The following is a 13,131-nucleotide window of genomic DNA, read 5'->3' as shown; positions in this document are numbered from 1 at the left end:
CCAGCCCTATGGTTAGTCAAGAGATAGGTGCACAGATGCAATTTAGTGGTGGATTAGGTATCCGTAAAGCAATAACAAACTTTTTTTCTCCTGATAAGCAAATTTATAGAAATTATCAGTTAGGTCGTCAAGAGATAGGTGCACAGATGCAATTTAGTGGTGGATTAGGTATCCGTAAAGCAATAACAAACTTTTTTTCTCCCGATAAACAAGTTTATAGAAATTATCAGTTATCAAGATGGCTTCGCACAAAAGGTTATATCCTTTTGGCTAAATTGATTCGTTATCGGCAATCAAGATATGGATGTTATATTTCAGAAAAATCTATTATTCATCCTAGTGTTGAATTTAAACATCCTGTAGGAGTTGTTATTGGTGAGGGAGTAGTCATAGAAGAAAACGTTAAGATATGGCAAAACGTAACAATTGGTAGTCATGGAAAACCAGGATTACCACAAGAATATCCATATATTGAATCTGGAGTAAAAATATTTGCAGGTGCTGTAATTGTGGGAAAAATTAGAGTTGGAAAAAATGCAATTATAGGAGCAAATGCTGTTGTATTAGATGACGTTCCTGAAAATATTGTGGCTGTAGGAGTACCTTACAAGAATAGACACAGTGATGGATTGTAATATTCAACAGAAAGTTTTATTGGCTCCCTATACAACCTGGAAAATAGGAGGTGCTGCGCAATGGTTGGCAGAACCAAATCTTGAAACAGCACCCAACTTGGTAACCTGGGCCTATGAACAGGAAATACCTATTTATTTTCTTGGTCGTGGGTCTAATGTATTGATTGATGATGCTGGACTACCTGGGTTAGTAATATTAACTCGTAACTCCCTCACTGAGTTGAGACGTGATGGAGACTTAATTATTGCTGGGAGTGGTGTATTCTTACCTCAATTGTCTAAATTCGCAGCACGGGAGGGCTTTTCGGGCTTTGAGTTTCTCATTGGTATTCCCGGTACCGTAGGCGGCGCGATCACTATGAATGCTGGGTTGACTGTTTTTCGTCCCCGTGAGATGAGAGCAATTGTGAAAAATTTCGATGTCTTAAATCTGGATGGCACCATTGAAACACTAACAATGGAAGACGTTGATGCTGGTTATCGTCACACCGATTTATTAAATGGAAAGCGCCTAATATTACAAGCTCGTTTTTGCTTACAAGAGGAGGGCGACCCAAATGAGATTCGCCGAAACACGTTTGACCATCTTGCGGAGCGTAAGCGTAAGCAACCGTTAGATAAACCTACTGCAGGGAGCACTTTTAAGTCACATCCCGGGAGTAAGGGGGCTGGATGGTATATCGAACAAGCGGGTCTGAAAGGTTTTCAAATTGGTGCAGCGCGGGTGAGTCCCATGCACGCCAATTGGATTGAAAATTTGGGCGGTGCAGCAGCCGCAGATGTTCGTCAATTAATCACACATATTCAAAAGACTGTTGAAGCTGAATTGGGAATTCATTTAGAAACAGAAGTTCGTTTCCTACCTTAAAAAATGACAGAAAACTTAAATAACCTGATTGTTCACCCTTCCCGTTTGGTCGGAGAGGTCAGGGTTAGCGGTGCAAAAAATTCTGCTCTTCGCCTCTTAGCGGCTTCTTTGTTAACGTCGGCTCCGGTTCGACTTAAGAACTACCCAAGCGGTTTACTTGATGCTCGTCTTCATGTTGAGATGCTAACAGCACTGGGTAAAACTTGCCAATTAATCAACCAGAGTGAGCTAGAAATTGTAGAGACTAACCCACCTCGATCAGAGTTGCTTTGGTCAAAACGTTCTATTCGTAACACTTTGCTGATTTTAGGTGCGTTAGTCGGTCGTACAGGTAGGGGTAAAGTACCATTACCTGGAGGCTGTAAGCTAGGCGATCGCAAATATGATATCCATGTTATGGTGCTGGAATCCTTCGGTGCTCATGTCTGGGAAGAAGAAGGAGGCTATCTTTGTGCTGAAGTTCCTAGTCATCAAAACCTCAGGGGAACAGAGATTGTTTTACCTATTCGTTCCACTGGGGCTACTGAAAACAGTATTATAATTGCTTGCCTAGCTGAAGGTATAACCCGCATTTGGGGACCACACATCCGTCCCGAAATTCAGGATCTGATTAAGTTTTTGCGATCCATGGGAGCTAAGATAGAAGTCCGTGGACAAGAAAGCATTATTGTTGAAGGGGTGAATGAATTAGGTAGTACCATCCATGAGGTAATTGCCGACAATGTTGAAGCACTCACCTGGCTAATTGGTTCTGCTGTCACTAATGGAGATGTCGAGATTGTAGACTTTCCCTTTGAACACTTAGAAGTTCCTCTGATTCATCTGCGGGAAAGTGGGGTTCGTTTTTATCGCTTAGATAACCGCCTAATTGTTCGAGGTTCAAGCTGTTATCCCATTGATATCAGTACAGGCCCTTATCCGGGAATTAATTCGGATATGCAACCATTATTTACTGTCTTAGGCGCAATGGCTAAAGGAGAAAGCCGGGTCATTGATCTGAGATTTCCTGGACGCTACGCCTATGCAGAGGAACTGGCCAAAATGGGAATGAATTATGAAGTTAAGGATAATCTTTTGGTCATTCAGGGAGGCAATAAACTTCAGGGAACTGAAGTAACAGCCCTGGATTTAAGAGCCGGTGCCGCCTTGATGATTGCGGGTTTGGTAGCAGATAGCCCAACTAATATTAGCAATGCATGGCAAATTTATCGAGGTTATGATCAGATAAATAAAAAGCTATCTCACCTTGGCGTCAGTATTTTCAGTGAGATGCAACAACATTGAAAATAATTTTTTAGCAATTAGAGTCAATAGACTAATAAAGTTGATAATTTTGCTCCCTTGCACTTAGATGTTGATTGTAATGATATTATAAAAGTTACTCTTTCAGTTTGAATATTATTTAGATCGTTCTATATAACCTAGCAAAGGTAAAATTGAGAAGTGAATCAGACACACAGCAATGAAGTTTTAGATAAACCCCTTGTTAGTATTATTTCGCTTTTTTACAATCGTGCTATTTATGTAAAGCCTTCTGTCGATAGTCTACTAAAGCAGACATATTCAAATGTCGAAATTATTCTGGTAGATGATGGCTCAACAGACAACACTTTAGATGAACTGGCATCTTATCAAGATCCACGAATTCGTCTGCTCACCCACGAAAACAAAGGATTGGTAAGGGCTTTGCGTGGTGCAATTGCTTCTTCTCAAGGAGAATTAATTGCGATTCATGGGTCTGGCGATATTTCTTTACCTGATCGCATAGAGATGCAAGTTGACTTACTGATGAGAAATCCTGATGTTGGGGTTGTGGGCTGTTATATGCGCAATTTTAACATGGTGAAAAATACATGGGAGGTTGTATGCCGAACTATAGCTGAGGATCAACTATCTCAATTAATTAATTATAACCTCTTTAGTCACGGAGAAGTGATGTTTCGGCGCAGCTGCTATGATCAAGTGGGGGGCTATCGTGAATTTTTCGAGTTTGCCCAGGATCACGACCTTTGGTTAAGAATGGCTACAGTCACTCGTTTTGCTATTGTTCCAAAAATCTTATATCAAAGGGAACCAATTGAAGGTTCTGTCAGTTCTGTCAGTAAAGTTCCCTCCAAGGTGAAAAAGCAAACTTATTTGTCGGAGTTTGCCGTTGCTTGCGCCATGACAAGGAGGGATCAAGGCTTTGATCCCCTGGAGAGAGATGGACATAAAGCTTTTGAGAGTTTTGCTAATACTAGCTCGATATTACCAATTCGATTGACAAGTTTAGTATTTTCCTACTTGGTAGGTAAAAAATTTGATGTAGCTAAGGAACTCATGTCAGAAGTGGTTGCTCTCAATCCTTCCCGTTTCAATAAGTTTTATCTAACCGCCATAACATGGTCTCAAAAAAGTACAGTTTTCAGGAAGCCCTTGCTATTTATATTGCGATTGCGCTTAAAGCTAATTCGTATCCTAAAAAGCAATTGAGGTGGTGAAAACCATAATTAATTATACATCGATATTAAGAATATCAAGAAATTTTCTAATCAAATGAAAATAATCCATATTAGCCACTCTGATATACAGGGTGGCGCAGCCCGGGCTGCCTATCGTATCCACCAAGCTCTACGCCTCCATGGACTAGATTCCACTATGGCGGTGAATGTAGCAACATCCGGTGATTGGACTGTACAGAGTCATAAAACCAAACTCGCCAAGGGATTAGCTCGACTCCGCCCCCAATTGGGGAGCTTACCCCGACAATGGCTGCGAACAGATAACCCCATTCTCCATTCCCCTGCCATTATCCCCTCTACCTGGTCTGATCGCCTGAATTGCACAGATGCAGATGTGTTACACCTGCACTGGGTGAATGGTGAAATGTTGTCAATCCCTGACATTACTAAACTGGGTAAGCCCGTAGTGTGGACTCTCCATGATATGTGGGCTTTCTGTGGAGCAGAACATTACACCGAAGAATTCCGGTGGTGTCAGGGCTACTGGAAAGATAACCGCCCCAGTTATGAAAGTGGGTTTGACCTCAACCGCTGGACATGGAACCGGAAGCGTAAACACTGGCAAAAACCTCTGCAAATCGTTACCCCCAGTCAATGGTTGGCAGATTGTGTGACCAAAAGTGCCTTAATGGCTGATTGGCCAGTTAGGGTAGTGCCAAACACCATTAACACCGATATTTGGCAACCCTTTGAGAAAAACCTAGCGCGAAAACTCTTGCATCTCCCTCTTGATGTTCCCTTGCTGTTATTTGGTGCCTTAAACGGTAGTCGTGACCCCCGTAAGGGATTTGACCTGTTGCAAGCAGCCCTCAACCATCTACGGGGACAAATGCCTGGATTACAATTAGTCGTGTTCGGGCAACTAGCACCAAAGGAACCCATTGATTTAGGTTTTCCCATTCACTACATGGGGCGTTTGCATGATGAACTCAGTCTACGTATTCTTTATAGTGCGGCTGATGTCATGATAATTCCTTCCCGCCAAGATAACTTACCTAATACCGGCTTGGAAGCTCACGCCTGTGGAACCCCAGTGATTGCCTTTAATACCTGTGGGCTACCTGATATTGTAGAACATCTCAAAACTGGATATTTAGCCAAAGCCTTTGATACCACTGATTTGGCTCACGGTATACAGTGGCTTTTATCTGACTTCTCACGACTGATGACCCTTGGACTGGCGGCACGACAACGCGCAGTTGACAAATGGTCTGTAAAGGTGGTGGCTGATGCATATCAAAATGTTTATAATTCTGTTTTAGTTAATAAGTAATATTATTGCCCATACCAGAAACTCATGTAACATCTGAGTTGGAATCAGCATATATTCAGCCAAAAAAAATTGCGATCACCCTGAAAAATATGACTTAACCAAGGGCGATCGCCCTGAAAAACATCCTTTAACCAAGCGCGATCGCCCTGAAAAACATCCTTTAACCAAGCGCGATCGCCCTGAAAAATATGACTTAACTAACAGCTGACGGGGATCGATATATTTATTTAATAACTTTTAATTGAATGCCTAGAAAAATTCGAGAACTAAAGGCAATGTTGTTAAAAGCCGGATTTATCCAACGGACTGGTAAAGGTAGTCACACAATCTGGATTCACGAAAAAATGCCAGATATGCCGATTACAATTGCAGGTAAGGATGGTGACGATGCTAAAATCTATTTAGAGAAACAAGTTAAACAAAGACTCGCAAGACTAGAAGAATTGCAATGAATTCACATTATAGTATGATTATTTTCTGGTCTCAAGAGGATAACTGCTATGTAGTCCACCTCCCTGACTTCCCTTTTCAAGACATCCACACCCACGGGAATACTTATGAGGAAGCAGCCAAACATGGCCAGCAAGTGATTGACAGTTATCTTCAGCTTTACCAAGAAAATAACCAACCTCTACCCCAGGCTAAAAACCCCTGGGAATATATTCAGGTAGCATAACCACTCAGGGGCGATCGCCCTAACAAACATCCTTTAACCAAGAGCGATCGCCCTGACAGACATCCTCTAACTGGGAGCGATCGCCCTGACAGACATCCTCTAACTGGGAGCGATCGCCCTGACAGACATCCTCTAACTGGGAGCGATCGCCCTGACAGACATCCTCTAACTGGGAGCGATCCGCCCTGACAGACATCCTCTAACTGGGAGCGATCGCCCTTATGATAGATATGACCTGATTAATCAACGAATGGCAGTACACTATCTGCAGGATATTGGTCTTTATGCTCCCTAATTAGATGAATTCGCTCTTAGAGAGATTGTAAATGGTAAATATTTTTATTATCAACATGAATATATGAGTAATTTAGAAATTCTAGACCAATGGAAAAACCGCAAAAATAATTATGATAGTCTTAATTCTCAAGACATAAGATTCCTCTCAACCCGCGGAGATTTTCTCAACTTTTTGCTTATTTGGATTCTTTTTACATCTGCAGCACCGTTTACATTTATTTTTGCAGTCCCAAACCACCCTCATAAAATCCTCATCGCTGGTGGACTAGCTTTAACCTCTTTTCTCTTAGTTATCAAGGGTCGAATTATTCTTCCTAACCGAACAATGGTCGGCATCCTCATTGCTCAAGCATTCTTCTTTGTATTTCCCCTTTCTTTCCTCCATGGTGAATTCCATCAAGGGAGTTATATTACAATAAGTATACAGTATATAGCCATACTTTTACTTTACATTTATGTATATAATTTTTATTCAATCCATAAGATGGCGAAGAGTTTCATTTACGTAATAACTCTCATGGCTATTATGGGAACTGCGGCTTTCTTTTTGGGAATAGTAGGGGCAATAGATATATTTTCAACTCATCAAAATCTTGATACAAGAACAGCTTATAATTTTCTCCTGACATTTAGTAACTCAATTAATTATGTGGGAAGAGCAACTATAATAAGAATTGCAGGTTTCTTTGATGAACCAGGAACTTTTGCTTATTACATTACTTTTGCATTGCTGATTAATAAAATATATGGCTTTTCCAAGAAACTAGAGTGGATCCTAATAATAGGAGGAATCTTTACTTTATCCATGGCATTTTATATTACACTTTGCGTATACTTAATTATTTTTTACGGTAATTTAAAACGACTAAAATATTTTTTGTTAGGATCAATTATCATCACATCCCTAGGATTTTATGTAAATACTGCTAAATACGATAGTGAAACTAATTTCACACTATATCGTCTGACCATACAGAGATTTGAACGAGATGAAAGTTCTTCAGAAGGACTAACTGTTGGTGATAACAGATCTGAACTTTTTTCTCTGGCGGCGGAAGCTTTCATGGATTCACCTTTAATTGGACAAGGGCATAGATATCGTGAAGATATAAGTAGTAAGTACTATAATATTTATATTGGGGCTAACCTTTTTGAACCATTGGCAAGATATGGAATAGTGGGTACTTTACTTTCATTTTTAGGTTTCTTATACTGGACATATCTAGTTTTTAGTCAATCAAACACTGTACATCGAAAGCTGTTAATATCATGCTGGTTAATTATTGCATTAAACTTTTTACAGAGACCAAATCCTATAGGATTTTTAAACTATTATGTAATAATATTTCTCGTTGATTCAATAAAGTATCGGCTTAAATATTATTAATATTTAAACTGGCTAGTAAAGATGACATCATAGCAATATTTAATAGTATCGCTGCAACCATTGTTGGCTGTGAAATTAGGGTCAAGTGCCCAATAGCCAAGTAGCAATAAATGGTTTGGGAACACTGTTGATCTATACTTGTTTTGAACAATCTCTTCATGCTCAATTTTATGACCGTGAATTTACTCCGTCTTTGACTCCATAAACTTAGTCCTCAATTCTTACAAATAAATTTCGTTCTTCTATGCAGAAAAATCATAAAATATTAATTATTGGTTGGTTTAAGTTCCCATTTGGAAGTGCTTGTGCATCAAGAATAAGGACTTTAGCTAAGGGATTGAATGAAAATGGTTTTGAAGTGTTTGTTGTAACAACTGCGCGTATACCTTTGCGGAATGAAGACCACACAGATACCGGGGAACTATCTTGGCAAAATATCAAATACGAAACTGAAAACTGTTACGAGAATGATGGTAGAAAATTATCGCTTATCCAACGCATTTGGAACTACTGGCAAGCTATTTACAAAAGCTGGGTCAGGGTTTATAAATTAATACACACTGCCCAAGTTGACAGCATCATGATTTATGGCAGAAGTCTAATATCTTATTTGCCTGTGGTCATGCTGGCACGTTTTTATGGTGTTCCACTATTTTACGATATGGTGGAGTGGTTCCCCCCTAGCCGATTTAAAGGCGGGCTGATTAATCCTATGTTTTATGACGATTGGTTAGGACGTCATTTACCGCTTTTGGGTTCTCAAGGTGTAATTGCCATCACTCATTATATTTCGGAAAAGTACATTCGTCACCAAATTCCTTGCTTGATTCTTCCTAGTATTTTTGATTATTCTCTCAGTCAGCAACTAAAACCCCCAGATACAGAAATTAAAGATAAACATTTTGTTGTACTTTATGCAGGTACTTGTAAACTTGGTGATGGATTTGAAAACTTACTAGATGCAGTCAAAATAGCCTTTTCCAAAGGGTGTCCTATTCGTTTGGACGTTTTGGGCACAGATGGTTTATCTGGACTGGCGGCAAAACAACGCCAGATTTGCGAACAAGATGAAATTTTACGTTTTCGTGTACGTTTCTTGGGGAGAGTAAGTGATGAAAATTACCTTTCTACACTTTGTTCTGCCAATTGCTTAGTGTTACCTCGTCCTGATTGCCAAACTGTTAAGGCTGCATTTCCCACTAGACTACCTGAGTTTCTTTCAACAGGGCGTCCAGTGTTAACTACCAATGTTCCAGATGTTCCCCGATATTTGGATGCCGGAATCCATGCAGAGATTGTATCAGGAGACACATTAAATGCTTTAGCCGATGGAATTATAAGATTATGGCAATATCCGGAGCGTGCATTACAGATTGGGATTGCAGGTCAAAGGCGAGGTCGTGAAGTATTTGATTACCATCACCATATGACCAAATTATCTGAATTTATCACTAAATTCAGATAAAAGTCGAAAGTCTGGGTTTAGATCGGCAAGTCAGTCTACCGGGATTGGTGGGTAACCCCATCCTTTTATCCTATAGATTGCTGGTATTAGCTATTTTAGCGGTGACAAATTATTACAATATGGCTAATAGGCTTGATATCCCACTACTCAATCGTACCCATGTGATTAAACTTACTCTTATCATCACCGGACTTAACACTGGCGGAGCAGAAATGATGCTGCTCAAACTTCTAGAGCGGTTATCACCAGAATTTACCCCTCAAGTCATATCCCTAACTGATATTGGTGCGATCGGTAAACGCATTCAAGCCCTAGGTATTCCCGTCACAGCCTTGGGGATGAGTCGCACAATTCCCAATCCCTTGGCTTTACTCAAGCTAGTCAAGTTATTAAAACACAGTCAACCTGATATAGTTCATACCTGGATGTATCATGCTGACTTACTAGGTGGTTTAGCTGCTTCTATGGCTGGAGTGTCAAAGGTAATTTGGGCTATTCACCATAGTGACCTATCCAAAGAAAAGAATAAAGCCACTACTCGCTTGGTTGCAGGATTATGTGCGCGACTATCCCCAATTATTCCCCATCGCATTCAGTGCTGTTCTGCTATAGCGAAGGATATTCATACATCACTTGGTTATGCTCCAGATAAATTCATAGTCACACCGAACGGTTTTGATCTAGAAAGATTTCAGCCCAACCCAAACTTTCGTGAATCTGTACGACAAGAGTTAGGGATTGCAGCCGATACACCTTTGGTGGGTGTGATTGCTCGCTTTGACCCCCAAAAGAATCATACAGGCTTTTTTGCAGCTGCTGGCTATCTACATCAAAAAAGACCAGATGCCCATTTCTTGCTGGCGGGAAGTGGTATTGATACTGATAATTCTGTACTGATGCAAGCCATGGACAAGGCTCAAGTCAGCCACGTCACCCATTTGTTAGGTCTGCGTCAAGACATTCCCCGGCTCATGGCTTCCCTGGATGTTTTAGTTTCCCCTTCTTCCTATGGCGAAGCCTTTCCCATTGTTTTAGGTGAAGCCATGGGGTGTGGTGTTCCTTGTGTTGTCACCGATGTGGGGGACTCAGGCTATATTGTTGGGGAGACAGGTAAAGTTGTTGCTCGTGATGACATGATCGGTTTAGCTGAGGCTGTTGAATCCTTACTCAGTCTCCCAAGTTCCCAGCGTCTCACCTTGGGAGAACAGGTTCGCCATCGGATTCAGGAAAACTTTGAAATTAATCATGTGGTAAGCCTTTATGAGTCACTGTACCAAGAAGTTTACACTTTACAACTAAAGGTTAGTAAATGAACGATAATGTTTAGGTTATTATTGCTTTGAGCTTAGATATTTAGCGATTCCCCTGACCATTGACCATAGTTGAGATTTTTCCCATCTGAGGGATTGATAGGGGTTTTATTCCTAGGGCAATATAATAGAGGCGATCGCTCCTTTGAGACTGAAAAAGAAGAAGCAGTTAAACACCTCTCTCAATAGGAATCAATTTTAAAGTGCTAAAATCTGACTAGAAGAAAAGCTAAGTTAAATCATCCTCAGCTATGGAAGAACTCCTAGAATTAAAAGGTTTGTTGCTTCAAGGTGACATTTCTGGGGCATTAGCCATTGTTGAAGACTTAGAAGAAATGAGTCGGGATGACAAAATCAACAATATTCGTAGTTACACAGTTATACTGCTATTGCACTTAATTAAGCAACAGGCGGAAAAGCGTACCACGCGATCCTGGGATGTTTCTATTCGCAATAGTGTCAGAGAAATTAGGGAGAAAAATAAGCGGCGCAAAGCAGGGGGACATTATTTAAACCCAGAAGATTTACTTCAAGTCCTAGAGGTTGCTTACCCCATGGCTATTGATCAAGCCTCTCTGGAAGTAGAAGGGGGACGTTACGAAACCGAAGAGTTAGAAAACCTGGTGAATCAACAGGAAATTATCAATCACGCCCTGGCTTTGATTGACCCCACAGCCAACAGCAACACCTGAATAGTTTTCACCAACTACGCTATAGTACCGAAGTATAAACTAATTGAAAGATATACTACAGTAGATAAGCTAGATGACCCTAACCTATGGAAGAACTCTTAGAATTAAAAGGCTTGTTGCTTCAAGGTGACATTTCTGGGGCCCTAGCCATTGTGGAAGACTTGGAAGAAATGAGCAGAGACGACAAAATCAATAATATTTGTAGTCATGGGAAAATTCTGCTCCTGCATCTGATTAAACAACAGGCTGAAAATAGGACTACACGTTCTTGGGATGTTTCTATTCGTAACTCGGTTCTGGAGATTCAAAGGAAAAATAAACGGCGCAAAGCAGGAGGGTATTATCTCCAACCTCCAGAACTGCGCCTGTGTCTGGAAGATAGCTATGAACAAGCCCTCAATGCAGCATCCCTGGAAGTAGCAGAGGGGATTTACGATATAGAAACATTAGAGAAGATGGTTGATCGCCAGGAAATTATTGATCTGGGATTAGCTCTGATTTTAGCTGAAAAGTAATGGTGATTGTGAAACCGTTGCAATGTAAACTAAGTGCCATGATGTAAATACAAATATACTGCGTGTTAAAAATTATTAGTACAAGGAAAGGCGATCGCACAAGTACGTTACTAAGAAATGTCAGAGGGCGATCGCTTACCTGTCAACTAGCTTGAAGATCAGATGAGCATCCATAAATGAGAAGCGATCGCCTTGATTAAGTTCTAATAACCCTGGGTGAAAGTAATAGTCCCATGTTGAACTGGTGGAATAGCAGAATTTATCTCATCTAGTCATCGGTTTTACCTATACTTACCCCCGGTAAGAACTATGAGTATGTGGTTTCCATCACTTAGAAACAATTGATGAGTTGTTACAAAAATTATTTTAGTTAAACATCTAAACCCTAGGATGCCAATAAAAAAATTATGAAAATCTTAGTTACAGGTGCTGCAGGCTTTATTGGCTTCCACCTGAGCGAGCGACTATTAAACCGCGGTGACGAGGTTATAGGACTCGATAACCTGAATAACTACTATGACGTTTCCCTCAAACAAGCTCGCCTAGCTCAACTGCAATCAGAGCAGCTATTCACCTTTACTCAACTGGACTTAGCGGATCAAGAGGGAATCAACAACCTATTTACAACACATCAATTTGATGTAGTTGTCAACCTCGCAGCCCAAGCTGGGGTGAGGTATTCTCTCCAAAATCCCCACGCCTATATTAACAGTAATATTCTCGGATTCACCAACATCTTAGAAGGTTGTCGTCACTCCCAAGTCAAACATTTAGTATTTGCCTCCTCCAGTTCTGTCTATGGAGCCAACACTAAAATACCCTTTTCCGTCCATGATAATGTAGACCACCCGATTAGTTTATATGCTGCCAGTAAAAAAGCCAACGAGCTAATGGCACATACTTACAGCCACCTCTACGGATTACCCACCACCGGACTACGCTTTTTTACCGTTTATGGACGATGGGGAAGGCCGGACATGGCCTACTTTTTATTTACCAAAGCCATTTTATCAGGTCAACCCATTGATGTATTCAATTATGGTAAAATGAAACGTGATTTTACTTACATTGATGATATCATCGAAGGGGTGGTAAGAGTTATCGATACTATTCCCCAAGGTAATCCTCATTGGTCGGGGGATAAACCTGACCCAGGGACTAGTAAAGCACCCTATAAAATATATAACATCGGTAATAACAATCCTGTGGAGTTGTTACATTTCATTCAGGTGATAGAAGACTGCTTGGGGATGAAGGCACAAAAGAATATGTTGCCTTTGCAACCCGGGGATGTGACCATGACCTATGCTGATGTTGATGATTTAATTGCAGATGTGGGCTTTAAACCTGCTACTCCCATTGAGGTGGGTATCAGGCGTTTTATCGATTGGTATAGGGATTATTACCAGGTATAAATTAAATAGAAGTTTGAAAACACCCTCAAAGTTAATAGGTCAAGGCCAAAGATACCCGACTTCTGAACAAAATCTTGTTATCTGATCACAAGTGCTG

General features: G+C 40.6%; 14 protein-coding genes. 13 read left to right on the top strand and 1 reads right to left on the bottom strand.

Features of this window, described 5'->3' with window-relative positions; all coding sequences use genetic code 11:
• Positions 1 to 8 precede the first annotated feature (8 nt).
• The 7 genes from AC6IZ0_RS13505 to AC6IZ0_RS13475 all read left to right on the top strand — a co-directional run bounded on the left by AC6IZ0_RS13505 (position 9) and on the right by AC6IZ0_RS13475 (position 5,953).
• Positions 9 to 635: a serine O-acetyltransferase gene (locus tag AC6IZ0_RS13505; RefSeq protein ID WP_497723378.1), complete on the top strand. Its 627-nt coding sequence runs from the start codon at positions 9 to 11 to the stop codon at positions 633 to 635.
• Positions 625 to 1,503, top strand: coding sequence for a UDP-N-acetylmuramate dehydrogenase (gene murB, locus AC6IZ0_RS13500; RefSeq protein ID WP_497723376.1), 879 nt, complete (start codon positions 625 to 627; stop codon positions 1,501 to 1,503). The genes AC6IZ0_RS13505 and murB overlap by 11 nt, the downstream gene beginning before the upstream one ends.
• A 3-nt stretch (positions 1,504 to 1,506) precedes the next feature.
• The gene (locus AC6IZ0_RS13495) at positions 1,507 to 2,787 is read left to right on the top strand and encodes a UDP-N-acetylglucosamine 1-carboxyvinyltransferase (RefSeq protein WP_271734908.1); all 1,281 of its coding nucleotides are present in this window, start codon (positions 1,507 to 1,509) and stop codon (positions 2,785 to 2,787) included.
• A gap of 159 nt (positions 2,788 to 2,946) precedes the next feature.
• Positions 2,947 to 3,975, top strand: a complete 1,029-nt coding sequence (locus tag AC6IZ0_RS13490; RefSeq protein ID WP_271734910.1) for a glycosyltransferase family 2 protein — start codon at positions 2,947 to 2,949, stop codon at positions 3,973 to 3,975.
• Between the two features lie 63 nt (positions 3,976 to 4,038).
• The gene (locus AC6IZ0_RS13485) at positions 4,039 to 5,277 is read left to right on the top strand and encodes a glycosyltransferase family 4 protein (RefSeq protein ID WP_271734912.1); all 1,239 of its coding nucleotides are present in this window, start codon (positions 4,039 to 4,041) and stop codon (positions 5,275 to 5,277) included.
• A 245-nt stretch (positions 5,278 to 5,522) separates the two neighbouring features.
• On the top strand, positions 5,523 to 5,729 hold the full coding sequence (locus AC6IZ0_RS13480) for a type II toxin-antitoxin system HicA family toxin (protein ID WP_497723373.1): 207 nt from the start codon (positions 5,523 to 5,525) through the stop codon (positions 5,727 to 5,729).
• On the top strand, positions 5,726 to 5,953 hold the full coding sequence (locus tag AC6IZ0_RS13475; RefSeq protein ID WP_271734914.1) for a type II toxin-antitoxin system HicB family antitoxin: 228 nt from the start codon (positions 5,726 to 5,728) through the stop codon (positions 5,951 to 5,953). The genes AC6IZ0_RS13480 and AC6IZ0_RS13475 overlap by 4 nt, the downstream gene beginning before the upstream one ends.
• Positions 5,954 to 5,972: 19 nt before the next feature.
• Here AC6IZ0_RS13475 and AC6IZ0_RS13470 read toward each other — a convergent pair whose 3' ends face one another.
• Positions 5,973 to 6,149 carry a hypothetical protein gene (locus AC6IZ0_RS13470; RefSeq protein WP_497723371.1) on the bottom strand — a complete coding sequence of 59 codons (177 nt, stop codon included), beginning with the start codon at positions 6,147 to 6,149 and terminating at the stop codon, positions 5,973 to 5,975.
• Between the two features lie 162 nt (positions 6,150 to 6,311).
• On the opposite strand from AC6IZ0_RS13470, the gene AC6IZ0_RS13465 reads away from it, so the two are divergent.
• The 6 genes from AC6IZ0_RS13465 (at position 6,312) to AC6IZ0_RS13440 (ending at position 13,034) form a co-directional block, all read left to right on the top strand.
• Positions 6,312 to 7,637 carry a hypothetical protein gene (locus tag AC6IZ0_RS13465; protein WP_497723368.1) on the top strand — a complete coding sequence of 442 codons (1,326 nt, stop codon included), beginning with the start codon at positions 6,312 to 6,314 and terminating at the stop codon, positions 7,635 to 7,637.
• A 244-nt stretch (positions 7,638 to 7,881) separates the two neighbouring features.
• Positions 7,882 to 9,102, top strand: a complete 1,221-nt coding sequence (locus AC6IZ0_RS13460) for a glycosyltransferase (RefSeq protein ID WP_497723367.1) — start codon at positions 7,882 to 7,884, stop codon at positions 9,100 to 9,102.
• Positions 9,103 to 9,221: 119 nt separating this feature from the next.
• Entirely contained in the window at positions 9,222 to 10,415 is a 1,194-nt protein-coding gene (locus AC6IZ0_RS13455; RefSeq protein ID WP_497723365.1) for a glycosyltransferase, read from the top strand.
• Between the two features lie 248 nt (positions 10,416 to 10,663).
• Positions 10,664 to 11,104: a DUF29 family protein gene (locus tag AC6IZ0_RS13450; RefSeq protein ID WP_497723364.1), complete on the top strand. Its 441-nt coding sequence runs from the start codon at positions 10,664 to 10,666 to the stop codon at positions 11,102 to 11,104.
• Between the two features lie 86 nt (positions 11,105 to 11,190).
• On the top strand, positions 11,191 to 11,619 hold the full coding sequence (locus AC6IZ0_RS13445) for a DUF29 family protein (protein ID WP_497723363.1): 429 nt from the start codon (positions 11,191 to 11,193) through the stop codon (positions 11,617 to 11,619).
• A 407-nt stretch (positions 11,620 to 12,026) separates the two neighbouring features.
• Positions 12,027 to 13,034 (top strand): NAD-dependent epimerase, encoded by a 1,008-nt coding sequence (locus AC6IZ0_RS13440; RefSeq protein ID WP_497723361.1) that lies wholly within the window; start codon positions 12,027 to 12,029, stop codon positions 13,032 to 13,034.
• The last annotated feature ends 97 nt before the right edge of the window (positions 13,035 to 13,131 follow it).

The sequence above is a fragment of the Anabaenopsis sp. NIES-4685 genome, from assembly GCF_059725405.1.
Note: the sequence above shows the minus strand (reverse complement) of the source record. Positions and strands in the feature narration are given on the sequence as shown.

Coding starts and splice junctions, on each gene's coding strand:
- AC6IZ0_RS13505 (WP_497723378.1), top strand. CDS start 9: ATGGTTAGTCAAGAGATAGGTGCACAGATGCAATTTAGTGGTGGATTA.
- murB (WP_497723376.1), top strand. CDS start 625: ATGGATTGTAATATTCAACAGAAAGTTTTATTGGCTCCCTATACAACC.
- AC6IZ0_RS13495 (WP_271734908.1), top strand. CDS start 1,507: ATGACAGAAAACTTAAATAACCTGATTGTTCACCCTTCCCGTTTGGTC.
- AC6IZ0_RS13485 (WP_271734912.1), top strand. CDS start 4,039: ATGAAAATAATCCATATTAGCCACTCTGATATACAGGGTGGCGCAGCC.
- AC6IZ0_RS13480 (WP_497723373.1), top strand. CDS start 5,523: ATGCCTAGAAAAATTCGAGAACTAAAGGCAATGTTGTTAAAAGCCGGA.
- AC6IZ0_RS13475 (WP_271734914.1), top strand. CDS start 5,726: ATGAATTCACATTATAGTATGATTATTTTCTGGTCTCAAGAGGATAAC.
- AC6IZ0_RS13470 (WP_497723371.1), bottom strand. CDS start 6,149: ATGTCTGTCAGGGCGGATCGCTCCCAGTTAGAGGATGTCTGTCAGGGC.
- AC6IZ0_RS13465 (WP_497723368.1), top strand. CDS start 6,312: ATGAGTAATTTAGAAATTCTAGACCAATGGAAAAACCGCAAAAATAAT.
- AC6IZ0_RS13460 (WP_497723367.1), top strand. CDS start 7,882: ATGCAGAAAAATCATAAAATATTAATTATTGGTTGGTTTAAGTTCCCA.
- AC6IZ0_RS13455 (WP_497723365.1), top strand. CDS start 9,222: ATGGCTAATAGGCTTGATATCCCACTACTCAATCGTACCCATGTGATT.
- AC6IZ0_RS13450 (WP_497723364.1), top strand. CDS start 10,664: ATGGAAGAACTCCTAGAATTAAAAGGTTTGTTGCTTCAAGGTGACATT.
- AC6IZ0_RS13445 (WP_497723363.1), top strand. CDS start 11,191: ATGGAAGAACTCTTAGAATTAAAAGGCTTGTTGCTTCAAGGTGACATT.
- AC6IZ0_RS13440 (WP_497723361.1), top strand. CDS start 12,027: ATGAAAATCTTAGTTACAGGTGCTGCAGGCTTTATTGGCTTCCACCTG.